The 24,736-nt window shown below is 67.3% G+C and carries 21 protein-coding genes; 5 read left to right on the top strand and 16 right to left on the bottom strand.

Annotated features, from left to right (window positions below; genetic code table 11):
- Nucleotides 1–22: 22 nt before the first annotated feature.
- The 3 genes from O3298_RS14180 to O3298_RS14170 form a co-directional block, all read right to left on the bottom strand.
- Complete coding sequence (locus O3298_RS14180) at nucleotides 23–2,443, bottom strand: TonB-dependent receptor (RefSeq protein ID WP_305059736.1); 2,421 nt, start codon at nucleotides 2,441–2,443, stop codon at nucleotides 23–25.
- A 62-nt stretch (nucleotides 2,444–2,505) separates the two neighbouring features.
- Nucleotides 2,506–3,474, bottom strand: coding sequence for a FecR domain-containing protein (locus O3298_RS14175; RefSeq protein ID WP_305059735.1), 969 nt, complete (start codon nucleotides 3,472–3,474; stop codon nucleotides 2,506–2,508).
- Nucleotide 3,475: 1 nt separating this feature from the next.
- Nucleotides 3,476–4,003 carry a sigma-70 family RNA polymerase sigma factor gene (locus tag O3298_RS14170; protein WP_289898178.1) on the bottom strand — a complete coding sequence of 176 codons (528 nt, stop codon included), beginning with the start codon at nucleotides 4,001–4,003 and terminating at the stop codon, nucleotides 3,476–3,478.
- 185 nt (nucleotides 4,004–4,188) lie between these two features.
- On the opposite strand from O3298_RS14170, the gene O3298_RS14165 reads away from it, so the two are divergent.
- Nucleotides 4,189–5,175 (top strand): magnesium and cobalt transport protein CorA, encoded by a 987-nt coding sequence (locus O3298_RS14165; protein ID WP_099664247.1) that lies wholly within the window; start codon nucleotides 4,189–4,191, stop codon nucleotides 5,173–5,175.
- A gap of 9 nt (nucleotides 5,176–5,184) precedes the next feature.
- On the opposite strand, the gene O3298_RS14160 is transcribed toward O3298_RS14165, so the two are convergent.
- The 4 genes from O3298_RS14160 to O3298_RS14145 all read right to left on the bottom strand — a co-directional run bounded on the left by O3298_RS14160 (nucleotide 5,185) and on the right by O3298_RS14145 (nucleotide 9,797).
- Nucleotides 5,185–5,883, bottom strand: a complete 699-nt coding sequence (locus O3298_RS14160; protein WP_305059734.1) for an alpha/beta hydrolase — start codon at nucleotides 5,881–5,883, stop codon at nucleotides 5,185–5,187.
- A 79-nt stretch (nucleotides 5,884–5,962) separates the two neighbouring features.
- Nucleotides 5,963–7,021, bottom strand: coding sequence for an alpha/beta hydrolase (locus O3298_RS14155; RefSeq protein ID WP_305059733.1), 1,059 nt, complete (start codon nucleotides 7,019–7,021; stop codon nucleotides 5,963–5,965).
- Nucleotides 7,022–7,122: 101 nt separating this feature from the next.
- Nucleotides 7,123–7,968, bottom strand: coding sequence for a universal stress protein (locus O3298_RS14150; protein ID WP_305055257.1), 846 nt, complete (start codon nucleotides 7,966–7,968; stop codon nucleotides 7,123–7,125).
- Between the two features lie 23 nt (nucleotides 7,969–7,991).
- Nucleotides 7,992–9,797, bottom strand: a complete 1,806-nt coding sequence (locus tag O3298_RS14145) for an alpha/beta hydrolase (protein WP_305055258.1) — start codon at nucleotides 9,795–9,797, stop codon at nucleotides 7,992–7,994.
- A gap of 424 nt (nucleotides 9,798–10,221) precedes the next feature.
- On the opposite strand from O3298_RS14145, the gene O3298_RS14140 reads away from it, so the two are divergent.
- A complete protein-coding gene (locus O3298_RS14140; RefSeq protein WP_305059732.1) occupies nucleotides 10,222–10,479 on the top strand; it encodes a hypothetical protein in 258 nt (85 codons plus the stop codon).
- On the opposite strand, the gene gcvA is transcribed toward O3298_RS14140, so the two are convergent.
- Complete coding sequence (gene gcvA, locus O3298_RS14135) at nucleotides 10,476–11,378, bottom strand: transcriptional regulator GcvA (RefSeq protein ID WP_305059731.1); 903 nt, start codon at nucleotides 11,376–11,378, stop codon at nucleotides 10,476–10,478. The genes O3298_RS14140 and gcvA overlap by 4 nt on opposite strands.
- Before the next feature lie 123 nt (nucleotides 11,379–11,501).
- On the opposite strand from gcvA, the gene O3298_RS14130 reads away from it, so the two are divergent.
- Genes O3298_RS14130 through O3298_RS14120 form a run of 3 tightly spaced genes read left to right on the top strand, consistent with a single transcriptional unit; the run spans nucleotide 11,502 to nucleotide 14,560 of the window.
- On the top strand, nucleotides 11,502–12,899 hold the full coding sequence (locus O3298_RS14130; RefSeq protein ID WP_305059730.1) for an MFS transporter: 1,398 nt from the start codon (nucleotides 11,502–11,504) through the stop codon (nucleotides 12,897–12,899).
- The gene (locus O3298_RS14125; protein WP_305059729.1) at nucleotides 12,896–13,519 is read left to right on the top strand and encodes a glutathione S-transferase family protein; all 624 of its coding nucleotides are present in this window, start codon (nucleotides 12,896–12,898) and stop codon (nucleotides 13,517–13,519) included. Before O3298_RS14130 ends, O3298_RS14125 begins: the two co-directional genes overlap by 4 nt.
- Before the next feature lie 18 nt (nucleotides 13,520–13,537).
- Nucleotides 13,538–14,560: an LLM class oxidoreductase gene (locus tag O3298_RS14120; RefSeq protein ID WP_305059728.1), complete on the top strand. Its 1,023-nt coding sequence runs from the start codon at nucleotides 13,538–13,540 to the stop codon at nucleotides 14,558–14,560.
- A 7-nt stretch (nucleotides 14,561–14,567) separates the two neighbouring features.
- Here O3298_RS14120 and O3298_RS14115 read toward each other — a convergent pair whose 3' ends face one another.
- The 8 genes from O3298_RS14115 to O3298_RS14080 all read right to left on the bottom strand — a co-directional run bounded on the left by O3298_RS14115 (nucleotide 14,568) and on the right by O3298_RS14080 (nucleotide 24,708).
- Nucleotides 14,568–15,854: a DUF445 domain-containing protein gene (locus O3298_RS14115; RefSeq protein WP_305059727.1), complete on the bottom strand. Its 1,287-nt coding sequence runs from the start codon at nucleotides 15,852–15,854 to the stop codon at nucleotides 14,568–14,570.
- A 77-nt stretch (nucleotides 15,855–15,931) separates the two neighbouring features.
- A complete protein-coding gene (locus tag O3298_RS14110; RefSeq protein ID WP_099664236.1) occupies nucleotides 15,932–17,329 on the bottom strand; it encodes an amino acid permease in 1,398 nt (465 codons plus the stop codon).
- A 208-nt stretch (nucleotides 17,330–17,537) separates the two neighbouring features.
- Nucleotides 17,538–19,325: an MFS transporter gene (locus O3298_RS14105; protein WP_305059726.1), complete on the bottom strand. Its 1,788-nt coding sequence runs from the start codon at nucleotides 19,323–19,325 to the stop codon at nucleotides 17,538–17,540.
- A 50-nt stretch (nucleotides 19,326–19,375) separates the two neighbouring features.
- Nucleotides 19,376–20,470, bottom strand: coding sequence for an N-acetylglucosamine-6-phosphate deacetylase (locus O3298_RS14100; protein WP_305059725.1), 1,095 nt, complete (start codon nucleotides 20,468–20,470; stop codon nucleotides 19,376–19,378).
- Between the two features lie 3 nt (nucleotides 20,471–20,473).
- Nucleotides 20,474–21,241, bottom strand: coding sequence for a DeoR family transcriptional regulator (locus O3298_RS14095; protein ID WP_034781637.1), 768 nt, complete (start codon nucleotides 21,239–21,241; stop codon nucleotides 20,474–20,476).
- Nucleotides 21,242–21,276: 35 nt separating this feature from the next.
- Nucleotides 21,277–22,620, bottom strand: a complete 1,344-nt coding sequence (locus O3298_RS14090; protein ID WP_305059877.1) for a D-tagatose-bisphosphate aldolase, class II, non-catalytic subunit — start codon at nucleotides 22,618–22,620, stop codon at nucleotides 21,277–21,279.
- Entirely contained in the window at nucleotides 22,620–23,573 is a 954-nt protein-coding gene (locus O3298_RS14085; RefSeq protein ID WP_305059724.1) for an ROK family protein, read from the bottom strand. Before O3298_RS14085 ends, O3298_RS14090 begins: the two co-directional genes overlap by 1 nt.
- The gene (locus tag O3298_RS14080) at nucleotides 23,560–24,708 is read right to left on the bottom strand and encodes an SIS domain-containing protein (RefSeq protein WP_305059723.1); all 1,149 of its coding nucleotides are present in this window, start codon (nucleotides 24,706–24,708) and stop codon (nucleotides 23,560–23,562) included. Before O3298_RS14080 ends, O3298_RS14085 begins: the two co-directional genes overlap by 14 nt.
- Nucleotides 24,709–24,736: the final 28 nt, after the last annotated feature.

Genomic DNA, 24,736 nt, shown 5'->3' with positions numbered 1-24,736 from the left:
TGTTATGCCGTTGGATGCGATATCAGAACCGGTACGTCAACGTCCCCCGCACGCTGCGCGGGACGCCATACGTGCCTTGCGCGTAGGTGTTGATGTTGATGTACTTCTTGTCCAGCGCGTTTTCCACGTTCAGCTGGGCCGTCAGCTGGCGCGACAGCTGGTACGTGGCCATCAGGCTCACCGTGCTGTAGGCTTCCTGCGTCACTCTTTCCTTGCCGTTCGGGCCTTCGTCGTCAAAGTAGAACTTGCTTTGCCAGTTGATGCCGCCGCCCACGGTGAGGTCTGGCTTTACCTTCCAGGTGGTGAACAGGCGCGCCGTCGAGCGCGGAGACAGGGTGTTGATGTCCTGCTGTTCGCGGTCCCTGGCGCGGAAGTGGCTGGCGCTGGCCGTCACGTTCCAGCCCGGTGCCAGGCGGCCTGACAATTCCCCCTCGATGCCGCGGCTGGTGGCGCCGCGCGCCGCATAGTACGCTTGCGTGGTGGTGCCGGGAATCCTGTGTGCGCCGTCCGGCTGGGCCAGCTTATCCTGCTTGATCTCGAAGATGCCGATGGAACCGTTGGCCCGGCCCCCGGCCAGTTCTCCCTTCAAGCCCACTTCCATGCTTTGCCCCGTCAGCGGGTCCAGCCAGGCGCCCGTGCGGTCCTGGTTTTCCTGCGGGCGGAAGATGTCCGTGTAGCTGGCATACGCCGAATAGGTGTCGTTCAGGTCCACCACCACGCCCGCATACGGCACGAACTTGCTCTTGGCGAAGGCAAAGCGGGCGCTGCCGTCAAAGCCGATGCGGTCCTTGTCCCAGCGGCTCAAGCGACCGCCGAGTATCAATTTGGTGTTGTCGGCAAGGTTCAGGCGCGCCGCGCCATACGCGCCATATTGTTTGGTCGTGTATTTTTCCGACAGCACGAGTTCGCCCCAGGCCGGCTGCGGGTAGCTGCCATCCCAGGCGAGGAAATTGCCGATCGGTTCAGGGTCGAGCGCTTCCTTGACGCTGAACTCGGCGTGCTGCACCGTGTAATTGGCCCCGACGATGACTTCATGCTGGCGTCCGCCCAGGGAAAATGGCCCCGACAGCTTCACGTCGGCGCTGCTCTGGTCGCGCGCGCCGATGTAGCGGTTCGGATAGCCGAGCATGCCCAGGCCCGTGATTCTATCGGGCCGTTCGGCCAGGAATACCAGCGGCGTGTCTTCCGTGTGCTTGCTGTACATGGCTTGCGCCTGCGCTTTCCAGCCCTGGCCCAGCGCATGTTCCACGGTGGCGTGCACATTCGTCTGTTCCGTGGCCCAGGCGGCCCAGCGGGGCGCCGTCGTGACGGATCGGTCGAAATTGGTGCGCGTGCCGTCGCTGTACCACAGGGGGAAGCCGCCCCAGTTGCTGCCTTTCGGGTCGTTCTTCTGGTAGCTGGCGCCCAGCATGGCCACGGTGCCGGGCGCCAGGTCCGCCTCGACGGTGGCGTAGACGAGCTGGCGCTGGTTCGAATAGCCATTGGTAAACGACTTGCGGTCCTGCCAGGCGCCGGCCACGCGGCCGCGCACGGAGCCGTCGGCGTTCAACGGCGTGGCCAGGTCGAGCGTGCCCCGGTAATCGCTCCACGAGCCGGCCGCCAGCGACCATTGCCCTTCGAATTGCCTGGCGCTGGCCCGCTTGCGCACCAGGTTGATCGAGGCGGACGGGTAGCCGGCGCCCGTCAGCAAGCCCGTGGCGCCCCGCGTCACTTCCACGCGGTCGTAGATCAGCGAATCCATTTCCGATTCGCCGCCCGAATACTGCACTTTATAGGTGGTGGGCACGCCGTCGTACTGGAAGTTGTCGACGTCGAAGCCGCGCGCGGAAAAGGTGCTGCGTTCCGTGTCGAACTGGTTGACGGCGATGCCGGGCGTATTGCGAAGCACGTCGCGCACGGTCAGCAAGTCCTGGTCGTCCATGCGCTGGCGCGTGATGACGCTGACCGATTGCGGCGTCTCGCGCAAGGACAGCACCAGGCCCGTGGCGCTGGCCGTGGCCGGCGTCGTGTACGAGCCCGTGCCTTCCGTGCTCGTGCTGCGCTCGGCCGTGGCGCGCACGGCGATGCCGGGCAGCGTGGCCGCATCGGCCGCCGAGGGCAGCTTGCGCACGGCGTAGTGGCCACCGCCCTGGTCGACAGCGTATAAGCCGCTGCCATCGAGCAGGCGGGCGAAACCGTCGGCCACCTGGTAGTTGCCGTTCAAGCCGCGGCTGTTCAAGCCCGCATACAGGCTGGCGGCGCCGGAAATGCTGACTCCCGCGTCGGCCGCAAACGCGGACAGGACGGCACCGAGGGGGCCGGCGGCCACCTGGTAGTGGCGCGCGGGCGCCTGTTGCGGTTGCTGCTGGGCGGATGCGGGCGCGCTTAGGGCCAGGCTGCCCAGCAGGGCCAGGGTGATGCTGGTGTGGCGGTAGTGCTTCATTGCTTGTTTCCCTTCGTTCATGTGTTGGTCCTGTGTGGATTGACGGGGCACATGACGGAAAGGGACATTCTTCTCAAAAATTTTTATGCGGGCTCGACAGAAATCCACCAACGGCTGTGGCGCCGCACTCGGATGGGCAGCGACGCTTGCAGCAGGGCCAGCAGGGCGTCCGTGTCGCGCAGCTGGTACACGCCCGACACGCGCAGCCGCGCCACGGCCGGATCGCAGCGCACCACGCCGTGGCGGTAGCGGGCCAGCTGCGCCAGTACCTGCTCCAGCGGCGTGTCGTCCGCGTACAGCAAGCCCTTGAGCCAGGCGGACGCGTGCGGCGCCAGCGGCTGCGGCGCGCCGGCGGCCGTTTCATCGAAACTGGCTTGCCAGCCCGCCTTCACGGTGACGGGCCGGCCTTCGGCTGGCCGCACTTCCACGGCGCCCTGCGAGACGGCCACGTGGGTGCGCGCGCCCAGCAGGCTGTCGTCCTGGCGCACCGTGAAGCGCGTGCCGAGGGCGCGGATGTTGCCGTTGCTGGTGCGCACGATGAAGGGACGCCCGAGGGGATCGGGGCTGGTCGCCACGTGTATCTCTCCGCCGCGCAGCTGCACCAGGCGCAGGGATGCGCCGAAGGCGACATCGGCGGCGCTGGCCGTATTCAGGCTCAATCCGCTGCCGTCGGCCAGGGGGAAATGGCGGATGTCTCCCGTGGCCGTGCGCAGGTCGGCCGTCCAGGCCTGCCATGGCGCCACGCGCAGCATAGCCCAGCCGGCTGGGCCGGCGACGATCAGCACGGCCAGGGTCTTCAGGATGGCGCGGCGCTGCGCGCCGGACGGGCGGTCCAGCACTTGCCTGGACAAGGGCATGGCCAGCGGCGGGGGCAGCATGCCGAAGGTGCGGCACACTTGCTCGGCCCGCTGCCACGCCGTTTCATGGTCGGGGTGGGCGGCGCGCCAGCGGGCCAGCCCCTGTTGCGCGGCAGCGTCGAGTTCTCCGCCTTGCAGGCGCATCATCCAGTGCGCCGCTTCGCGCGCGGCGCGCGCATCGAGGGCCGCGCTCATGTCAGGCCAGCAGCAGGATGCATTGTTCGAACGCCTGCACCATGTAGCGCTTGACGGTGCGCTCGCTCACCTTCAGGCGCGCGGCGATGTCCGCATACGCCATGCCTTCCAGCTGCGACAGCAGGAAGGCCGTGCGCACCTTCGCCCCCAGGCCGTCGAGCATGGCGTCGATCTGGTGCAGGGTTTCCAGGATCAGCAAGCGGTCTTCCGCCGACGGCGTGACGGGGGCGGGCAGCTGCGCCAGGGTGGCCAGCCAGGCCTGCTCCAGCGACTGGCGGCGGTAATGGTCGATCAGCAGGCGGCGCGCCACGGTGGTCAGGTAGGCGCGCGGCTCGCGCAGGGTGACGGCGCGCTCGCCGGGCGTGGCCAGCAGCTTGATGAAGGTATCCTGCGCCAGGTCGGCCGCGTGATCCGTGCAGGACAATTTGCCGCGCAGCCAGCGCAACAGCCACGGATGGTGCTGGCCATACAGCTGACTCAATGACATGGGGCTTTGAGAATCGGCGGCAGGCGATACGGCATACGTCACGGCACACTCCAGGTTGGCGCGGAAGTCCCGTGCCGCTGGCGCATGCAGGCTCTTCTTAAATGCGAATGGTTCTCATTTTACATTGACGTGCCCGAATGTCAATGCGGTAGCCGGATTGGCATGGCAGTCATGCGCTTTCCGCTATACTGGCCCCCCAATATTGTTGCCCCTGGCCGAAAAACACCATGGACCTGAGTACCCACGCCGCCGTCGTCAATTGCGAAGCGTATCGCGACGGCAAGAAGATCGCGCACTTTGATATCGACAAGGTGGGCGACTTCCTCGGCGACCCCGATTGTTTCGTGTGGATCGGCCTGGCCAGCCCCGACGTCACGGCCATGCATGCGCTGCAAGCGGCCTTCGGCCTGCACGAACTGGCTGTCGAGGATGCGCAGGGCGCGCACGAGCGCCCCAAGCTGGAAGAGTACGGCGACACCCTGTTCATGGTGATGCACACGGCCACCCTGGATGGCGAGGCCATCGTCTACGGCGAAACCCACGTCTTTCTCGGTCCCCGCTTCATCATCACGGTGCGCCACGGCGCCTCGGCCGGTTATGCGAAGTTGCGCGAACGCAAGGAAAGCATGCCCGAGAAGCTGGCCAGCGGTCCCGGCTACGTGTTGTATTCCATCATCGATTTCATCGTCGACCAGTACCAGCCGTGCATCGACCATTTGCAGGCCCGCTTCCAGCACCATGAACTGCAGCTGTTCAAGCCCAGTTTGAGCGAGGACAAGCTGCAGGACTTCTACCAGCTCAAGACGGAACTGCTGAAGCTCGACGCGGCCGTCAATCCCCTGCATGACATCTGCACCCAGCTGATCCGTTTCCATGGCGATATCGTGCCCAAGGAAAACCGCATCTATTACCGCGACATTCTCGACCACGTGAAACGGGTCACGCATACGGCGGGGCAGATGCGCGAGCTGGTCAATTCGGCCATGCAGGTGGCGCTGGGACAGATTTCCATCCGCCAGAACGAGGTCGTCAAGCGCCTGGCCGCCTGGGCCGCCATCCTGGCCGTGCCCACCATGGTCTTCAGCCTGTACGGCATGAATTTCGAATTCATGCCGGAACTGAAGTGGCGCGGCAGCTATCCGGCCGTGATCGTCGTCATCATCGCCGGCTGCTGGTGGCTGCACCGGCGCCTGAAGCGCGAAGGCTGGCTGTAGCCGGCAAGCTTACGCTGCGGCCAGCGAGCCCGCCGCCTCCAGTATCAGCGCCGCCACTTCCACGGGGCGCGAGGCCAGCGAGGCGTGGCTGGCGTTCAGGGTGATGACCTTTCTCGCTTGCAGGCGCGCCGCCATGCGCTCCTGGTTGACGGGGGAAATCATGCGGTCGGCGCTGGACACCTGGTACCAGCTGGGCTTATGTTTCCAGGCCGGGTCGCTGACGGTGTCGCCGAAGGTGCTGGCCAGCGGCGCTTTCTGCACCACGCCCAGCACGGCGCCTTCTTCCGCGTCGAGGTCCTGGCAAAAGCTGTCATGGTATTGCTCGGGCTTGACCCACAGATAGCCGTCGCTGTCGCCTTCCAGGCTGGCCGCGCCCAGGGGCGGGTGTTCCTGCGTGATGCTGCCCGGGCTTTCGCCCGCGTCGGGGGCAAAGGCGGCGATGTACACGAGGCCCGCCACATTCGGCGCATTGCCGGCCACGCTGATGACGGCGCCGCCGTAGGAGTGTCCCACCAGCAACACCGGGCCATCGACCTGCGCCACCATCTTGCGTGTGCGCTCGGCGTCGTCGGCCAGCGACGTCAAGGGCAGTTCGACGGCGCGGATGGCCATGTGGCCGTGGCGCCGCAATTCGACGATGACGCGGCTCCAGTGGGCGGCGCCGCCCCAGAAACCGTGGACGAGGACGATGGTGGCTTGCTTGCTCATGCGGAACTCCTTGGGACAAGGGAAACGGAGAAGACCGCGCCGTGTGCGAGGCGGCACTGCGCGGCGGCTGGCTGCACGCCTATTGTAGACCTTCCCAGCGCATGGCCTCGATGGCGTCGACCACCGTGCTCTCGTATTCGATGAAGAAATCGCTGTGGAAGCCGTTGCGCATCACCAGGTGGCTGCTGCCGGGCAGGGCGGCGGCCAGGCGCTCGCCGTCGGCCAGGCGCAGGGGCCGGATAAAGTCGAGTACTTCCTGCGCGGCGGCCCGCGTGGCGGGATCGGCTTGCAGCAGCCATGGAAACAGGTTGCGCAAGGTGCCGGGATCGACGGTGACGACCAGCGCCGGCGCGTGCACGCGGCGGTAGTCGGGCGAAAAATTGTGCGCGGCCACGTCCATGGCCCTGGCGATGGCGGGCGGGGTATTGGGCCGCACCGAACCGTCGGGCAGCACTTCCAGCGCATCGCGCCAGTTCGCTTCCAGCGCGGGCCACCATTGCTTGTTGATGCGCCTGCCATAGGCGATCGAGGCGTCCAGCGATGCCAGGTCGGCCGGGCTGGGCGGCGGTTCATCGTAGGGCGTCGGTGCGGGTTCTTCATAGCCGCCGCTGGCCAGGTAATCGAAGGTCGTGTCCAGGTAGGCGAGGCCCCGCACGCGCCGCGGGTGGCTGCCCGCGAACAGGGTCAGCTCGTTGCCGGCGATGGAATGCCCGGCCAGGATGATGCGCGGCACCTTCAGTGCGTCCAGCACGGCCAGCAGGTCGGCCACCAGGGTGGCGGGAGAGTAGCTGGCGTCGCTGGCGGGCGTTGGCTTGCTCGACGAACCGTAGCCGCGCCGCGTGATGGCCAGCACGCGGTGGCGGCGCGCCAGCGCGGGCGCCAGGCTGTCGAACGCATGCGCATTGGCGCCCAGGCCGGCCAGCAGCACGATCACGTCGTGGCTGTCACCCCGTGCCGATGGCCAGTCGCGCACGTGCAGGCTGACGCCGGGGGCGACGCCGATCTGCCGGTCCGTCACGCCGGATGCGCGCGGCAGCGAACTGCCGCCGCATGCGGCGAGGCCGGCCAGCACCGTCATCCCCGACAGAAAGTGCCTGCGGGCGTGGAAATGCGCGGTGGCGCCGTGTGTCTTGCTCATGCTGTACTCCTGGTGTGGGTGAGGGCATGAGCAGTGTCGCCGCCGCGCATGAAGCGCGGATGAGGGGCGGGTGAAGGAAGGCTGAAGGCCCGCCGGCCGCGCTAGTGCGACACCAGCACCGGCAACGTCGTCTCTTGCAGCACCGTGCGCGTGACGCCGCCCAGCAGCGCTTCGCGCAGGCGCATGTGGCCGTAGCAGCCCATCACGACCAGGTCGCAGCGCCGCTGCGCGGCCATGGCCAGCAGCGCCGTGCCCACGTCCTGGCCCGGCGGCGTGTCGTGCTGCAGCACCTCGACGTTGACGCCATGGCGCGCCAGGTACAGGGCCAGGTCGGCGCCCGGCTGCTCGCCGTGCGCGGCCGGCTGGGCGTGCGAATTGACGACGGCCAGGGTGACTTGCCGCGCCCTTTGCAGCAGCGGCAGCGCATCGGTGATGGCGCGCAGCGCTTCGGCGCTGCCGTTCCAGGCCAGCAGCGGATGCTGCGCGGCGCCCGCCGGCGCGGCGGAGGGCGCGTGCGGCACCATCAGCACGGGCCGGCCGCAATGGAGCATCAGGTATTCGGCCGTGCCGGCGATGACGCGCGACGGCGTATCCTGCGCATCCGTCTGGCCCAGGATCAGCAAGTCGCAATAGCGCGCCTGCAGCAGCAGCGCGCCTTGCGCGTCGTCGTCGACGAAGCGCGTTTCGTAGGCGCCCAGGCCTTCCTCGCGCGCGATGCGCTCGAAGTCGTGCAAGGCTTCGCTGGCCTGGGTGCGCAGCGCCTGCATTTGCGCCGGCGCAAACTGCAGCGCGTTGACGCCGCCGCCATACGCGTAGCGCGAGATGCCGCTCATGGCCGAACCGATCAGGTGCGCCCCTTCGGCGATGGCCAGGCGCACGGCCAGGCGGATGCGCTGGGCGCAGTGGCGGGAATTGTCGACGTGGACCAGCAGGGTGGTGTAGGGCATGGCGTTTCCTCGGTTGTCAGTTGTCAGGTCTGCAGCACGTAGCTGCCCGGCGCGTCGCCCAGATCGGGGCCCATGGCCGGCGGCGCCACTTGCGCGCCCGCTTGCTGCGCCAGCCAGGATTGCCAGGCGGGCCACCAGGAACCGTCATGGTGCGGCACGTCGCGCTGCCAGCTGTCCGCGTCGACATAGGGCGCGTCGTGGCGGTGCGTGGCCAGCTGGTAGCTGCGGCGCGGCTGTCCCGGCGGCGAGACGACGCCCGCGTTGTGGCCGCCCGAGGTGAGCAGGAAGGTGACGTCCGTGTCGGTCAGCAGCTGCAGTTTGTAGACGGAGCGCCACGGCGCCACGTGATCCGTCAGGGTGCCGACGGCAAAGATCGGTGCATCGATGTCGGGCAGGGCGATGTGGCGGCCTGCCGTGCGGTAGCGGCCTTCGGCCAGGTCGTTGTGCAGGAACAGGCGGCGCAGGTATTCCGAATGCATGCGGCAGGGCATGCGCGTGGCGTCCCCGTTCCAGGCCATCAGGTCGCTGTCCTGTTCATCTTGTCCCAGCAGGTAGTGGTTCAAGCGGCGCGACCAGATCAGATCGTTTGAGCGCAGCAACTGGAAGGCGCCCGCCATCTGCTTCGTATCGAGGTAACCCTGCTTCCACATGGCCGCTTCCAGGAAGCTGACCTGGCTGTCGTCGATGAACAGCGACAGTTCGCCCGGCTCCTTGAAGTCCACCTGCGAGGCCAGCATGGTGAGGCTGGCCAGGCGCGCATCGCCGTCGCGCGCCATCGTCGCGGCGGCGATCGCCAGCAGGGTGCCGCCCAGGCAGTAGCCGGCCGCGTGCACCTGCGGCGCGCCCGTGATGCGGGCAACGGCGTCGAGCGCATCCATCACGCCCAGCTGGCGGTAGTCTTCCAGCGACAGCTCGCGGTCTTCTTCCTGCGGGTTTTTCCAGGAAATCATGAACACCGTGTGGCCCTGGCCCACCAAGTAGCGCACCAGCGAATTGTGCGGCGACAGGTCGAGAATATAGAACTTCATGATCCAGGCGGGCACGAACAGCAGCGGCGTGGCATGCACGCTCTCCGTCGCGGGCGCGTACTGTATCAATTCGATCAAGTCATTGCGGTAAACCACCTTGCCCGGCGTGACGGCCACGTTTCCGCCCACCTTGAACGTGGCTTCGCCGGCCGCGCCGGCGCCCATGGCGGCGCGCTGCCAGTCGTCGGCCGCGTGGACCATGCCGCGCGCCAGACTGGCGCCGCCGCTCGCGAGGGTGGCTTGCTGCACCACGGGATTGGTCAGCAGGAAGTTCGACGGCGCCAGCATGTCGAGCCACTGGCGCACGGTGAACGTGACGACATCCTCGTGGTGCGGCGAGACGCCGCGCACGCCCGTGGTGGCGCGGTGCCACCACTGCTGCTGCAGCAAGAAGCCCTGGTAGACGAGATTGTAGGGCCAGCGTTGCCAGGCCGGGTCGTCGAAGCGCCGGTCCTGCGGCAGCGGCGCGATGCACGGCGGCTCGGCGGCGCCGCCGGTCAGGGCCGATTGCCAGGCATATTGCTGCCAGCGGCCGATCTTCTTCCACGCTTCCTGCAGCAGCGTTTGCTGCTTCGACGGCGCCAGCGCCAGGTGGCTGAGCCAGTCGGCATATGCGTTGCCCAGCGCGGCCGGCGAAATGCCGCCCGTGAACTTGCCCAGCCAGGCGTTCAGCAGCAGGTCGAGCGTGGCGCCTTCCGGCGCGCTTTCCGGATAGCCGGGAACCGGCACGCCTTGCCAGGCGCTGCCCAGGCGCTCATGTGCAAACTTTTGCTCCGCATTGCTCGACTGCGTCTTGTTCATCCGGGGCTCCCGTCATTTTTTTACAGGATAGCAAGAGCTTGTTCAAAAAATTATGATCTACATCAAGTTTGGCCGGATGCCCGCGGCCAGCAGCCTGCCACCTGAATGATTGAGTCCGTTTGCCGCATAAACGAAATGCATTCCAACGAATTTACTGATTGCAATGATTAAAATTGAATTTTCCATGCGGCAATACCCGGACTCGATGGCGGCGCCAGTGTCCAGTTCCCCATTTTACACTCTGTCAAGGCGGATTTCTTTGCGCAATCATGCATTATGGCAAACTAAAAAATTGTTTCTTTTTGGATTTATTTATTGTATTTGGTAAATTTATGCAGCAAAATACCATTACAGCCTGACCAGCAGGCGTGCAGGCCGTTCAAGCAGGCGGGACAGGCCGGTAACCGGAATCGAGGAGAGGGACATGCTTACGAACTGGATGACAAGCGGCAGGGCAGATGCCTGCAGGGGCAATACGGCGTTCAGGCGCGGCATGGCGCGCGATACCGCGGGCGCTGTGCGACCGGCCCTGGGCCGCCTGCAGGTGCTCGCCTACCTGGCGCTGCTGTTGGCCGTGCTGCCCGCCGCAAGCTGCGTCGCCATGGGACGCGCCGGCGTGCCGGTGCTGTTCAGCACCGCGTGCGGCGTGGTGTCGTGTGCGGCCGGGGGCGATGTGTTCTAGCGCGTGGCCTGCGCTTCCTCGCAAATCCATGCCATGAATGCCTGCACGCCAGGGCGCGTGGCTGCGTCGGGCCGCGTCACCAGATAGTAGGCAAAGCGCGCGGGCCACGGCAAGTCCAGCACTTGCACCAGGCGCCCGGCGGCGATTTCTTCCTGCGCATACAGCTGCGGCACCAGGGCCAGGCCCTGGCCCGCCTCGGCCGCGCGTATCAACAGAAAATCATCTTCGAAGGCCGAGCCGCGCAGCGCCCGCGCCGCATCCTCGCTGCCGTCCGGCGCGCCATGCGCGGCCAGCCACAGGGGCCAGTCGGCGCGGTCCGTGTCGTGCAGCAGCGGGTAGCGCAGGCAATCGGCCGGCGTGGCGATGGGCGGCTGGCCCGCCATCAGGGCCGGGCTGGCGACGGGCACCAGCACGGGCGCCATCAAACGCGTCACCTGCAAGCCCGGATAGTCGCCCAGTCCGTGGCGCAAGGCCACGTCGACCCGGTCGCGACGCAGGTCGACCAGCGCGGATGTCGCTTCCACGCGCACCTCGATATGGGGATGGCGCTGGTTGAAGCGGCCCAGGCGCGGCACCAGCCAAGCGGCGGCAAAGGTGGCGACCGTGCTGACGGTGAGCGTCTGGCGCGCGCCCATGTCTTCCAGCGCCTGGCTGGCGCCGGCGATCTGCGCGAAGGCGCCCAGCAGGGCGGGGTGGACCCTGGCCCCCGCCTCGGTCAGGCGCAAGCCCTGGCGTTCGCGCGTAAACAGGGGCATGCCGACCCGTTCTTCCAGCAGGCGGATTTGCTGGCTGACGGCGCCGGACGTCACGTGCAGCGCTTCGGCGGCCGCCTTGATGCTGCCGCGCTGGCCCACTTCGACAAAGGCGCGCAGCGCCTGGAGCGGTAAAGGATGTGCCATCGATATAGTTTTTCTAAAGTTAATCGCGAAAAAACATCGTTTCTGTTTCGCTCTTGGAAAACGCATTATAGGGGAGTTCGGCGTTCTTTTGACGTCGAGTAAAACTATATCGATAGGATCTCCATGTTACTTTCACATCGGCAGCTTTGCCTGCTTTTGCTGTGCACCACGCAATTCGTTGCCTTGCTCGATTTTTCCATCACCATGATCCCCTTGCCGCAAATCCAGCACAGCCTGGGCTTCACTCCCGGCGGGCTGCAATGGGTGATCAATGCGTATGGCGTGGCCATCGCCGGCTTCCTGCTGCTGGGCGGGCGCGCGGCCGACCTGTTTGGCCGCCGCCGCGTCTTCATCGCGGGGCTGTTGCTGTTCACGGCCGCCTCCTTGCTGGGCGGCTTTTCGCACAGCCCGGCCATGCTGGTGGCCACGCGCGCGCTGCAGGGCTTCGGCGCCGCCATGTTTTCGCCTGCCGCGTTTTCCCTGCTGCTGGCCGTGTTTCCCGAGCCGGCGCAGCGCAACCGGGCGCTCGGCGCCTGGACGGCCGTGGCGGCCAGCGGCTTTGTCGCGGGACTGATACTGGGCGGCTTCATCACGGACCTGCTGGGCTGGCGCTGGGTGCTGTGGATCAATGTGCCTGTCGGCTTGCTGGTGCTGGCCCTGTCGCCGGCCTTGCCCCAGGGCCGGCCCGATGCCGCCGCGGCTGGCGGCTCGCTCGACGTGTGGGGCGCACTGCTGGTGGCGTCGGGCGCGGCGACGCTGGTGTTTGCCTTTGCCAATAGCGAGCATGTGGGATTGGCGCATCCGCTCACGTTTTCCCTGGTCGCGCTGGCACTGGCCTTGCTGGCGCTGTTCGTCTGGGTGGAGGGGCGCGTGGCCGCGCCGCTGATGCCGCTGGCCGTCTTCCTGCGTCGCTCGACGGGCGGCGCGAATATCGTCTCCCTGCTGGCCAATACGGCCCTCGGCCCCACCTTTGTCGTTGTGGCGCTGGCCATGCAGGAAGTGCTGGGCTTTTCCGCCACGCGCACGGGACTGGGCTTGCTGCCGATGGCCGTCGCCTTTACCCTGGCCAGCGCGTGGGCCGGGCCGGCATTGATCGCCCGCTGCGGCACCAAGCCCGTCATCGTTGGCGGCATGCTGCTGTTCATCGGCGGCCTGGCCATGCTGGGCGCGTCGCTGGCCACGCTGGCGTCGTGGGCCGCATCCATCCTGCCAGGCACCGTGCTGGCCGGCATCGGCTATGGCCTGGCGTTTCCCGCCTGGACCGTGGCCGGCATCGATGGCGTGCCGGAAGCGGACCATGGCCTGGCGGGCGGCATGCTGACGACCACGCAGGAAGTCGGCTCGGCCGTCGGCCTGGCCGTGGGCGTGGCGGTCAGTATCGCCGTGCTGGCCGGCGGCGGCACGGCCGCGCAAGGCTACAGCGGCGCCATCCTCGTTTCCGCTTGCCTGGTGGCGGCGGGCCTGGCCTGCGCCATCGTCATCCTGCCCGGCAAGGCCGCGCGCCAGGAGGCGGCGTCATGATGGAGCTCTATACCGACAGCTCGCCCAACGGTTTCAAGGCCACCATCGCGCTGGCCGAACTGGGCTTGCCCTATCGATTGCGCCATGTGCGCATCGAACAGGGCGAACACCGCTTGCCCGCCTTTCTGGCCCTCAATCCGCACGGGCGCATTCCTGTGCTGGTCGACCACGAGACGGGCATCACCGTGTTCGAGTCGGCCGCCATCCTGCTGTACCTGGCGGAAAAGACGGGGCGCCTGCTGCCGGCGCAGCCACGGCAGCGCTGGGCCGCCATCACCTGGCTGCAATTTCACGCGGCCAGCATGGGGCCGATGCTGGGCCAGCGCGTGCACTTTGAGATCGCGGACGCAGGCGCGAACGTGTCCGCCACGGTGCACTTCCGCCACTTGTGCGACGCCGCGCTGGCCACCATGGACGGCCGCCTGGCGGACCACGCCTACCTGGCCGGCGACGACTATTCCATCGCCGACATCGCCAGCTTCGGCTGGCTGCACATCGCCGACCTGGTCGGCTTCAAGCTCGATGACTGGCCGCACGTGGCCGCCTGGTACGCCCGCGTGGCGGCCCGCCCGGCCGTGCAGCTGGGCATCACGCTTCCCGCGCCCGCCACGGGCGCTTGACCTATATCAAGGAACAATATGACGATCGATACCAGCGGCGCGTCTTCGCACGCGTTTGCCCACCATGCCGGCTACCGCCGCATGTTCGCGCCCGGCGCGCTCACCCTCGGCATTTATCTGCCGCTGCGTTTTTACCAGGGCGACATGCAGGCGCTGGCCGGCCAGGCCGACCTGGTCGCCGCCATGGACCGGCAAGGCTTTGCCGCTGCCTGGGTGCGCGACATTCCCCTGTTCGACCCGCGCTTCGGCGATGCGGGCCAGTTGTTCGACCCGTGGACCTATCTGGCGTATCTGGCGGCGCGCACGGAGTCGCTGGCCCTGGCCACGGGCAGCGCCATTTTCACCCTGCGCCATCCGATCGACCTGGCCAAGGCGGCCGCCAGCATCGACCAGCTGTCGGGCGGACGCCTGGTGCTGGGCACGGCCTCGGGCGACCGGGCCAGCGAATTTCCAGCGTATGGCGTGCCATACGCCACGCGCGGTGCGCGTTATGCGCAGGCCGTGCACATGTTCCGCCAGCTGCTGCGGGCAGGCCCCGCCAGCATCGACGGCCCGCTGGGCAGCCTGGCTGGCCTCGAACTGCTGCCCAAGCCCGTGGCGGGCGCCATTCCCCTCGTCGTCACCAGTTCCTCGGGGCAGCCACTGGAATGGATAGGGCGCCACGCCGATGGCTGGCTGACGTATCCGGAAGCGACGGATACGCCGGAGGGGCCGAGCCGGCTGGCGGACAAGATCCGCGCCTGGCGCGCCTGCATACCGGATGGCGGCTTTCGTCCGCACATGTGCAACGAGTGGCTGGACCTGGTGGACGACCCCGATTATCCGCGCACGCCCGTGCGCAGCGGCTATGTGCTGCGCACGGGGCGCAAGGGCTTGATCGACTTGCTCGGTGAATGGCGCGAAGCGGGCGTCAACCATGCGGCGCTGGGCATCCAGCATGGCCAGCGCCCGGCCGCGGAGGTGCTGCAGGAACTGGCGCAGGAAGTGCTGCCGCATTTTCCCTCGCATGCGGCGCCGGCCGGCGCCGTGCCGCGCTGGTGAAGGCGGCCTAGAACAGCTGGGTAGCCGTATAAATCAGCAAACCGGCCAGGCCGCCCACGACGGTGCCGTTGATGCGGATGAATTGCAGGTCGCGCCCGATGGCCAGTTCGATGCGCTCGCTCATTTCGTCCTTGCTCCACAGGTCCAGGCGGGCGGCGATGAAGGCGCCTACCTCGCCCCGGTAACGGCGCACCAGCGCGCCGCTGCCGGCGACGATGGCGTCGTTCAGCCATGTCCGCGCAGCATGGTCCGCGCCCAGCACCTTGCCCGTGTTCTGCGCCAGGCCGGCAATGGCTTGCGCCAGTACGGGCTGGTCGGCGTGCAGGTCGGCCAGCAGGCGCGCGCGGAGGTGGTTCCAGACGTCGCCCAGCATGGCTTGCACCGTATCGCTGGCGATCAGCTGCAGCTGGTAGCGGCGCACCGTGGCTTGCCACTGCGGGTCGGCCTTCAGGTGCAGCGCGCTGTCGGCGATCCAGCCGGCGATGCGCTGGCGCAGCGGGTGGGCCGGATCGACGCGCACGGCGAGGGCGAATTTCTGCAGCGAGGCGATCATGCGCGGTTCATACGCTTTCACGGCTTTTTTCACCAGCGCGTTCTCGATCTGGAAGGCGCCCAGCACGAAGTCGCCGATGGCGGCATGGTGGTGCTCATCGTCCAGGTAGGCGGCGCTGCGGTCGAGCAGGAAATCCAGCAATTCCTGCGGCTTGCCGTCGGCGATCAGCGCATCGATGCAGTCGGCCGCCACGTCCGACACATTCAATTGGCCCAGGTAGCTGCTGGCCTGCTCGCGCAGCAGACGCCCCAGTTTGTCGTGGTCGGCCATCGCCAGCAGCTGTTTCGCCACGCCGGCGCCGGCCATGCCCAGCTGCCGCGCGTGGGTCTCGTTACCGAGCCAGGCGCCCAGGCGCGCAGCGGGGTCGGCTTGCACGATGCGCTCGGCGATGCCTTGCTCGGTAATGAAATGGTTTTCCACGAAGGCGCCCAGGCTGCGGCCGATGTCCGCCTTGCTGTTCGGGATGATGGCCGTATGCCACAAGGGGATGCCCAGCGGGTGGCGGAACAGGGCGACGACGGCGAACCAGTCGGCGATCGCGCCCACCATGGCCGCTTCGGCAAACGCTTCCACGTAGCCCCAGGCGGGGTGGCCGCCCCGCTGCGAACGGGCCACGGCGAAGACCAGCGCGGCCAGCAGCAGCAAGCCGACGGCCAGCCACTGCATGTTGCGCAGGCGCGCGCGTTTGAGCTGGTCCGTGCTCTGGTCCAGTTGTGCGATGAGGTCGGGGGAACGTTGCATGGATGGCGGCCTGCGGTGGTTGCGAGACCGCCATCTTAACTGGGGCAGCGACAGGATATGTCGCTGCAGGGGACTTTTTACTGCGGCGGGTGCAGCAGCGAACGGCGACGCGCGTAGCCGAAGTAGATGACCAGGCCGATCACCAGCCAGATGGTGAAGGCCACCCAGGTGACCCAGCTGAGGAAGCTCATCAGGCCCACGCACAGGATCACGGCCAGCGCCGGCACGTACGGCACGCCGGGGCAGCGGAAGGCGCGCGGCAGGTCGGGACGCTTCTTGCGCAGCACCACCACGGCAACCGACACCATGGTGAAGGCGGCCAAGGTGCCAATGTTGATCAGCTCAGCCAGGATGTTGAGCGGGATCACGGCGGCGATCAGGCCGAACACGATGCCGACCAGCCAGGTGGCGAAGAACGGCGTGTGGAAGCGCGGGTGCACGGTCGACAGGCGCTTGGGCAGCAAGCCGTCGCGCGACATGGCGAAGATGATGCGCGTCTGGCCAAACGCCATCACGAGGATCACGGTGGTCATGCCGAGGATGGCGCCCAGGTCGACGAAGCCGGCGATCCAGTTTTCGCCCGCATACTGCAGGGCCAGCGAGACGGGATGGTCGACGCCGAGGAATTTTTGATATGGCACGATGCCCGTCATGATGGCCGACACCACCACGTACAGCACGGCGCACACGGCCAGCGAGCCGATGATGCCGATCGGCAGGTCGCGCGACGGTTTCTTGACTTCCTCGGCGGCCGAGGTGACGGCGTCAAAGCCGATGAAGGCGAAGAAGACGAGGGCGGCGGCGCTCAGCATGCCGTGGTAGCCGAACGGCATGTAGGGCTGCCAGTTGGCCGGCTGCACGTGGCGCGCGCCGAAGATGATGAACAGCAGCACCACGCCCACCTTGATGGCGACCATGATGTTGTTCAGGCGCGCCGATTCGCGCACGCCCCAGCCCAGCATGGCCGTCAGGGCCAGCATGATGACGAGGGCCGGCAGGTTGATGAAGGTGGTCACGCCGGGCAGCGCGCCCGGCGCGGCGGTGAGCGCGACGGGCAGGGCGATGCCGAAGCCCGACAGCAGCGACTGGAAGTAGCCGGACCAGCCGACGGAGACGGCGGCGGCGGCCAGGCCGTATTCGAGCAGCAAGTCCCAGCCTATCATCCAGGCGGCCAGCTCGCCCAGGGTGGCGTAGCTGTAGGTGTAGATGGAGCCGGCCACCGGCACGGTGGAGGCGAATTCCGCGTAGCACAGGGCGGCGAAGCAGCAGGCCACGGCCGCCACGACAAACGACAGCGACAGGGCAGGGCCGGCCGTCAGCGCGCCCGTGCCGGTGAGCACGAAAATGCCCGTGCCGACGATGGCGCCGATGCCCATGAGGACAAGGTCGAAGGGCCCCAGCACCTTGGCCAGACCTCCTGGCTTCTTGCTGTGGGCAATCATGTCATCCAAATTCTTGGTTCTAAATAAGCTCACTGTGTCTCCTGGTGGTTTTTGTCATGGCGCCATTGCCGCCTCGTGAGTAGCACGACGCAGCCAGATTCTAGCCCAGGCGGCCAAGATTCCAGAAGGAAAACCGTACTTTGGCGTGCGCGCCAGCCCGGAAGCTTGTCTTGCGGGCAAAAAAACAGCCCCGGAAGCGGCTGGGGCTGGAAAGGAGACTGCTACAAATGGTTACTTTGGCTTACTTTGAAAAGTGCGCCTCGATCTCTTCCAGTGTCTTGCCTTTGGTCTCCGGCAGTAGGAAGGCCGCCGCCAGGAAGTACAGCACGGTGCAGCCGGCGCCGAAGAAGAACAGCGTCGAATAACCGTGCAAGCCCACGGTCGGCAGGAAGATGGCGGCGATCACCGTCGAGACGAACTGGTTGACCAGCAGGGCGATGCTCATGCCGTTCGAACGGATGCGGGTCGGCATCAGTTCGGACAGGGCCAGCCACACGCACACGCCCGGTCCCACGGCAAAGCTGGAAACGAACACGCAGATGGCGATCGCCACCAGCCAGCCGTGCGTGGACGAGGGCACGGGGCCCAGGCTGGCCTTCTCGATGCGCAGCGGCGCCTCGCGCCCGGCGGCCGGGTCGGCGAACGGGTTCAGGTGCAGCTTGCGGAAGAACACGCCGATCACGCTGTCGGCCTGCACGGCGTCCGCGCGGGCGATCGTCACCTGGCGCAGCACGGGATCGTCGCTGCGCAGGCTTTTCACGTTGGTGAACGGGCCGTAGGCGTAGGCGATGGTCAGCTGCTGCGGCGTGCCGTCGGTTGCCGCGCCCAGCGCCGCCAAGGTGGCCGCATCGAGGTGCAAGGCCAGGGCGTCGTCCCGCACCTGGGCCGCGATGGCGGGGCGCACGTCGGCCAGGTGCGCTTCGGCGCCGCGGAACAGCAGGCCGGCCGCCAGCAGCGAGACGACGATGCCGCCCGTGCCCAGCATCAGCAGGAACTTGCGGCCTTTGCGGTCCACCAGCAGCACGGCCACCACCGTCATCACGGCGTTCAGCACCTTCAACAACACGTCCGCCATGTTGGCCGAGGCGCCCGACAGGCCTGCCTGGTTCAAGATATTGACGACGTAGGCGAGGATGGAATTGATGCCCGTCGCCTGGGTGCAGGCGAGGATCAGGCAAGCGAGCAGGAAGGGCAGCACGTAGCGGCGGCTCAGCAGCGGATCCCTGGCCTTGCCGCCGGCCTTGGCCGTATTTTCCGGCGTATCCTGCATCTCGCGCAGTTCGATGTCGGCGTCGGCAGGCAGACGCGTGCGCAGCAGCGACTGGCGCGCCTGCTCTATGCGGCCCCGTTGTGCCAGCCAGCGCGGCGATTCGGCCAGCAGCAGGGCGCCGACGGTAAACACCAGGCCGGGTGTCAGACAGACCCAGAAGATGCTGCGCCAGGCGTGGTCCTTGGCCGCGAAGATGGCGGCGATGCGGCCCGCTTCCGGCAAGGCTTGCGCCGCCTGCGTGGCCGTTTCCACCGTCTGCGCTTGCAGCAGGCCGATCAGGGCGGCGGCCACCAGGCCGATGGTCAGCAGCAGCTGGAACAGGGCCGCGCCCCGTCCGCGCTGCTGCGCGGGCAGGCATTCGGCCAGGTACAGGGGCACGACGACGCCGATCAAGCCGCCGCTGATGCCTTGCAGCAGGCGGCCCAGCAGCAGCGGCATGTAGCCGTCGGCCAGCGCGATCAGCGGGATGCTGGCGCTGAACAGGGCGCCGGCCAGGAACATCACCCAGCGTCGGCCAAGCAGGTCGGCCAGGGCGCCGGCGAACAGCGAGGAGAGGACGGAGCCCAACAGCACGGCGGCGACGATAAAGCTCAGCTGCTGGGCCGTCAGCTTCCAGGCCACCGAGGCCGTCGATTCCAGGTAGGGCAGGGCGCCGGCGATGATGCCGATGTCTATGCCGTACAGCAATCCCCCCATGCCGGCAATAAATAGCAGGTAGCGCATGGCCCACACGGGGGCCTTGTGTGACGTGTCGTGCATGAAAACTCCGGGACGGGGTTGAGGTTGGGGGCTGGGTCTAGAGACTGAATCTAGCGGGTGGAAAGATCGATGGCCGCGCCTTCGACGAAGACGGACACTGGCTGTAATGTGGAATCGAGGACGACGATATCGGCCCAGGCGCCGGGCGCCAGGCGGCCCCGTTCGGATTCGCCCAGGTAGTCGGCCGGGTACAGCGACAAGCGGTTCGAGGCGTCGGCCAGGTCCAGGCCCAGGTCGACGAAATTGCGCAGGGCCTGGTCCATGGTCAGCACGCTGCCGGCCAGCGAACCCGTGGCCAGGCGCACGCAGCCCAGGCATTTGTAGACGCGCTGCGTGCCCAGGCCGTATTCGCCGTCCGGCATGCCGGTGGCCGAGGTGGCGTCCGTCACGCCGTACAGGCGCGGGATGGCGCGCAGGGCCGCGCGCAGGGCGCCCTTGGCCACGTGCTGCAGGTCGGGGATGATTTCCGCGTACTCGGCATGCGCCAGGGCCGCGCCCACCATGCCGGGGTCGTAATGCGTCATGCCCGTCATGCCGTTGTACAGGTGGGTAAAGCCGGAGACGCCGGCTTGCAGCGCCGCGACGCCTTCGTCATACGTGCCGGCGCTGTGGCCGATCTGCACGCGGATGCCCATGGCCGCCAGTTGCGGAATCAATTCCAGATGGCCGGGGATTTCCGGCGCCATGGTCAGCACCTTGATGGGGGCGATGGCGTGGAAGCGCTGCACCAGCGCCAGGCTGGCCTGCACCACGTCGGGCGGCTGCGCGCCCAGGCGGTGCAAATTCAGGAACGGGCCTTCCAGGTGCACGCCCAGCATGCGCGCGCCGTTGGCGGGGCGCTCGGCGATGACGCCGGCCAGGCCTTGCAGGGCGCGCAGGATCGACGGCTCCTTGGCTGTCAGGGTGGTGCCCAGCAGGGCCGTGGTGCCATGGCGCGCGTGTACCTGCGCCACGGTGGCGCCCGCGTCTCCGCCTTCCATGATGTCGACGCCGGCCGCGCCGTGCACGTGCAGGTCGATGAAGCCGGGCAGGATGGTCAGCGCGCTGTCGGCGGCAGGGTCTTCTTGTATCTGGACGATGCGCTGGTCAAAGGTGATGGTGCCCGTGATCCAGCCAGATGGGGTAAGGATTCTGCCGCTCAGCATGTGTTATTCCGCTATAAAAAGTTCGATGCCCAGCTTTTGCAGCCCTTCGCGGTACTCCTGGCTGATGCTGGCATCGGTGATGACGGTATCGACGCGGTCCAGCTGCACGATGCGGTGCAGGCTGACGCGGCCGAACTTGGAGGCGTCCGTGAGGACGATGATTTTCTTCGCCCGTTCCACCATCTTGTGGTTCAGGCTCGCTTCCGCTTCGTGGTGGGTGGTCACGCCGAACTGCAGGTCGAAGCCGTCCACGCCCAGGAACAGCTTGTCGAAGCTGTACGCCTGCAAACAGGTTTCGGCCTGGCTGCCCTGGATCGACAGCGATTGCTTGCGCAGCAAGCCGCCCGTGAGGATCAGGTCCACGCCGGGCGCATCGGCCAGTTCCCACGCGATGTTCAGGCCATTCGTGGCCACCGTCACGCCCGTCGCATCGCGCAGATGGCGCGCCAGCGAGATGGTGGTGGTGCCCGAGTCGATGATGATGTTGTCGCCCGGTTCCACCAGCCGCGCCGCGTAGGCGCCGATGCGCTCCTTCTGCTCGTGGTTGATGGCGTCCTTCTGGCGTATCGTGTGCTCGGGCGGCGGCGTGCGCGTCAGGGTCGCGCCGCCGTGGCTGCGCGTGGCCATGCCTTGCGCTTCCAGCGCATTCAAGTCGCTGCGGATGGTGACCGCGGACACGCCGAGCTTTTCCACCAGATCGGTCACCTGCACCGAGCCCTGCTGGGCAAGCATTTGGAGGATGGATTCACGGCGTTGGCTGGTATTTCGCATGGTGGCGGGCTCAGTAAAAAATGAAAATACCGAGCTTAACAGATTGCCGCTTCGGCAATGACGGCCACTGCCGCATTGCGGTTGCAGGCGCGCGCATATTGCGCCAGCAAGCTGCCGATCTTGTGCTCGATCAAGGCCGGCGCCTGTGCTGGCAAGCTGCCCTGCACCACGGCCAGGTACTGTTCCGGCAAATGCTGGCTCAGCAGCGGCAGCGGAATGGCCACGGCGTCCAGGTTGGCCAGCAGCTTGCCGACGGCGGCCGCCACTTCCGGCTCGCCCCAGTAATAGCGGCAACGGTCGCTCAAGCCGTAGCGGCGCATCAATCGCTGTTCTTCCGGCGTGCCCAGGTAATGCTTGATCCAGTTCTTCGGCTTGGCCACCATCACGTCGTCGAGTACTTGCATCAGTTGCGAGGTGGCGTGCGCCGGCAGCAGTTCTTCCTCGATCTGGCACAGGGCGAACAGCGCCTCGCGCAGGGCGAAGGTGGCGGCCGGGCCCACTTTCAGGATGGCGAAATGGTCGCGCACCATGGCGTGCAGCGCCGTTTCGCGCTGGTAGTCGGTGGAATGGGCTTCGAACACGAGGCCAGGCTGCTCGGCGACAAAGGCCGACAGCTCGGCGGCGGCGTCCGCGTCGTAATGCTGGATGCTGCTCTGGTCGAAATCGACGCCCGGCTGCACCACCATGGCGATCACCCGGCGCCAGGCGCCATGCAGGCCGTTGTCGAGAAACGCGCGGCGGTGCACGTCGAGGGTGCGGCGCGCCGCTTGCGGGCTGGTGACGGCGCCGGCCTGCGCCAGCGACGCTTCGCCGCCGGGAATCGGCACTTCCGTGCCGATCACATAGACGGGCGGCGCGAAGCCGGCGGCCGCCGCCGCTTCCTCGGCGACGATGCACAGGCGCGCGGAACGGGCAGCCACGGTTTCATCGTCGAGCTGCAAGGGGTCATCCACGCAGCGCATGCTGCAATCGAGGTGGATTTTATGGAAACCGGCCGACGCATACGCGGCGATCAGGGTTTCGGCATGGTCCATGGCGGTGGCCGCATCGAGGTGCTGCCAGGCGTTCGGACCCAGATGGTCGCCGCCCAGCACCAGGCGGCTGGCGGGGAAGCCCTGTTCGCGGGCCAGTGCCAGCATGGTGTCGCGGAAAACGGCCGGCGTCATGCCCGTGTAGCCGCCGAACTGGTCGACCTGGTTCGAGGTCGCTTCGACCAGCAGTACCGTGTCGTATTCGCTGGCCACGCGCATGGCGGCGCGCAGCACGCTCGGATGGCTGCAGCAGACGGCGTACAGCCCCACGCGCTCGCCGCGGCGGTGCGCCTTGATCACTTGCTGGATCGGGGACAGGGTAAAAGTCGGGTTTTCCGCTTGCTTCATCATGTTGACGCCTTTGTATGTTGTCGTATCAAAAGGGCCGCGCCGCGCGCGCCGCCGGCGTCGCCAAAGCGGGGCGGCAGGATAGGCGGCACGTGCACGCCGGGGAACAGGTGGCGCTTGACGGCGGCCGGCAGCTTGTCGTACAGGTGCGGCAGCTTGGACAAGCCGCCGCCGAGCACGATGACGTGCGGGTCGTAGGCCAGCACCAGGCCAGCCAGCGCGTGGCCCAGCACGTCGAGGTGCACGGCCACCGTGCGTTCGGCCACGGCGTCGCCCATGTTGGCGCGCGCCACGATGGCCAGCGGTTCGGCGCCGTCGCCGCCGAAATGCGCGTGGAGCTTGCGCATGGCGGGTCCGGAGACATAGCGTTCCAGGCAGCCCGCCTTGCCGCACGGGCAGGGGTATTCGGCCAGGCCATGCTGCGCCAGCAGGGTGGCGGGCAGGCTCCAGTGGCCCCATTCGCCGGCCACGCCGTTAAAGCCGCGCAGCAGCTGGCCGCCCACGCAATAGCCGCCGCCGGCGCCCGTGCCGAGGATGGCGCCGAACATGCTGGCGGCATTGTCGGCCGCGCCGCCCTGCGCTTCCGACAGGGCGAAGCACTGGCAATCGTTGCCGATGGCGACAGGGCGCTGCAAGGCTTGCTGCAGCGTTTGCGCCACCAGGCGGCCGTTCAGGGCCGGCACGTTGGAGCTCAGTTGCCGGCCGCTGGCGCTGTCGATCACGCCGGGCAAGCCGATGCCGACAGGCGCCGTCGTGCCCAGGGCGGCGTCGCCGCGCGCCACCAGGTCGACGATGGCTTGCACGAAGGCGGCAAAATTGTCGCCCGGCGTGGCCACCCGTTCGCGGAACACCTCGGCCAGCGCGCCGTCGCGGTCGGCAAAGGCGACCAGCTCGATCTTGCTGCCGCCGATGTCGATGCCGTGGTAGCCGGCGGTGCGATTAGAATTGGTCATGGCCATAGATGGTGACGCCCTGCACGACACGGTTGACGATGCCGCCGGCGAATGGATTGTCGGGGCGCAGCTGCAGCAGCGCGGACTGGTGCAGCGCATATTGCTGCGCCATCAGCAGCCACAGAGGGGCCAGCCAGGCGTCTGGCCAGGCCGGCGCATCGGCCGCTAAGTTGGCAGATAAGTCGCCGCCGATGCCCACCGTCAGGCAGCGCTGCGCCACGCTGTCGCGCTGCAGTTCTTTCAGCAGGTCGTCTTCATACTGGCGCGCCAGCGGCTTGCTGCTGCGCAGCAGGATCACCAGCGACTCCGTGGTGACGGCCGATTTCGGGCCGTGGCGGAAGCCCAGCGGCGTATTCGCCATCGCCATCACGCGCCCGCCCGTCAATTCCAGGATTTTCAGGGCCGCTTCCTTGGCCAGCGCTTCCAGCGGGCCGCTGCCCAGGTAGACGACGCGCTGTACGGCTTGCGAACCGAGGTCCGCCACGGGCGCCGACCAGTCGCGCAAGGCTTGCTCGCCCAGTTGCGCCAGGGTGTCCAGACGCTGCAAATCCGTGTCCTTGCCCAGCACCGACAGGGCCGCCAGCAGCATGCTGGTAAAGCTGCTGGTCATGGCGAAGCCGCGGTCGCAGCTGCCTTCCGGCATCAGCAGGTTATAGGTGTTGCCGTCGTTGGCGCCCTGGCGCGCCAGCTTGCCGTCGGCGTTGCAGGTGATGTTCAGGAAGCGCGCGCCGGGCACGACTTGGTGCAGCAGTTCCACGGCCGCCAGGCTTTCCGGGCTGTCGCCGCTGCGGGCAAACGAGACGAGCAGGGTGGGCGCATCCGCTTCCAGGTACAGCTCGTGATGCGTCAGCAAAGTTGTGGTGGCGATGGCGCGGATCTGCGCGGGCCAGGCCGCGTTCAGGGTATCGACGACGATCTCGCCCACATAGGCCGAGCTGCCGGCGCCCGTCAGGATGACGCGTTGCTGCGGATTGGACAGCGCGTCGCCCAGGAAGGCGGCCAGGCTTGCTTGCTCGTTGCGCAAAATGCCGGACAGCGCGCGCCAGATGGCTGGCTGGTGGGCGATTTCCTCGGCCGTGTGCAGGCCGCCGATGTCGCGCCAGGTTTGAATGTCACGCTGAAGAAGGGTAGTCATGGAGTGTCAGTAAAGTGTTTGTTGGAGA

Origin of the sequence: Janthinobacterium sp. SUN137, assembly GCF_030587265.1 — a bacterium.
GTDB classification, from domain to species: Bacteria; Pseudomonadota; Gammaproteobacteria; order Burkholderiales; family Burkholderiaceae_D; genus Janthinobacterium; species Janthinobacterium kumbetense.
Note: the sequence above shows the minus strand (reverse complement) of the source record. Positions and strands in the feature narration are given on the sequence as shown.

What these genes read in the sequence shown, in the direction of transcription:
- O3298_RS14160 (WP_305059734.1), bottom strand. Translation starts at nt 5,883, where the DNA reads ATGAGCAAGCAAGCCACCATCGTCCTCGTCCACGGTTTCTGGGGCGGC.
- O3298_RS14145 (WP_305055258.1), bottom strand. Translation starts at nt 9,797, where the DNA reads ATGAACAAGACGCAGTCGAGCAATGCGGAGCAAAAGTTTGCACATGAG.
- O3298_RS14180 (WP_305059736.1), bottom strand. Translation starts at nt 2,443, where the DNA reads ATGAACGAAGGGAAACAAGCAATGAAGCACTACCGCCACACCAGCATC.
- O3298_RS14165 (WP_099664247.1), top strand. Translation starts at nt 4,189, where the DNA reads ATGGACCTGAGTACCCACGCCGCCGTCGTCAATTGCGAAGCGTATCGC.
- O3298_RS14125 (WP_305059729.1), top strand. Translation starts at nt 12,896, where the DNA reads ATGATGGAGCTCTATACCGACAGCTCGCCCAACGGTTTCAAGGCCACC.
- O3298_RS14175 (WP_305059735.1), bottom strand. Translation starts at nt 3,474, where the DNA reads ATGAGCGCGGCCCTCGATGCGCGCGCCGCGCGCGAAGCGGCGCACTGG.
- O3298_RS14085 (WP_305059724.1), bottom strand. Translation starts at nt 23,573, where the DNA reads ATGACCAATTCTAATCGCACCGCCGGCTACCACGGCATCGACATCGGC.
- O3298_RS14115 (WP_305059727.1), bottom strand. Translation starts at nt 15,854, where the DNA reads ATGCAACGTTCCCCCGACCTCATCGCACAACTGGACCAGAGCACGGAC.
- O3298_RS14095 (WP_034781637.1), bottom strand. Translation starts at nt 21,241, where the DNA reads ATGCGAAATACCAGCCAACGCCGTGAATCCATCCTCCAAATGCTTGCC.
- gcvA (WP_305059731.1), bottom strand. Translation starts at nt 11,378, where the DNA reads ATGGCACATCCTTTACCGCTCCAGGCGCTGCGCGCCTTTGTCGAAGTG.
- O3298_RS14130 (WP_305059730.1), top strand. Translation starts at nt 11,502, where the DNA reads ATGTTACTTTCACATCGGCAGCTTTGCCTGCTTTTGCTGTGCACCACG.
- O3298_RS14090 (WP_305059877.1), bottom strand. Translation starts at nt 22,620, where the DNA reads ATGAAGCAAGCGGAAAACCCGACTTTTACCCTGTCCCCGATCCAGCAA.
- O3298_RS14080 (WP_305059723.1), bottom strand. Translation starts at nt 24,708, where the DNA reads ATGACTACCCTTCTTCAGCGTGACATTCAAACCTGGCGCGACATCGGC.
- O3298_RS14155 (WP_305059733.1), bottom strand. Translation starts at nt 7,021, where the DNA reads ATGAGCAAGACACACGGCGCCACCGCGCATTTCCACGCCCGCAGGCAC.
- O3298_RS14120 (WP_305059728.1), top strand. Translation starts at nt 13,538, where the DNA reads ATGACGATCGATACCAGCGGCGCGTCTTCGCACGCGTTTGCCCACCAT.
- O3298_RS14140 (WP_305059732.1), top strand. Translation starts at nt 10,222, where the DNA reads ATGCTTACGAACTGGATGACAAGCGGCAGGGCAGATGCCTGCAGGGGC.
- O3298_RS14100 (WP_305059725.1), bottom strand. Translation starts at nt 20,470, where the DNA reads ATGCTGAGCGGCAGAATCCTTACCCCATCTGGCTGGATCACGGGCACC.
- O3298_RS14105 (WP_305059726.1), bottom strand. Translation starts at nt 19,325, where the DNA reads ATGCACGACACGTCACACAAGGCCCCCGTGTGGGCCATGCGCTACCTG.
- O3298_RS14150 (WP_305055257.1), bottom strand. Translation starts at nt 7,968, where the DNA reads ATGCCCTACACCACCCTGCTGGTCCACGTCGACAATTCCCGCCACTGC.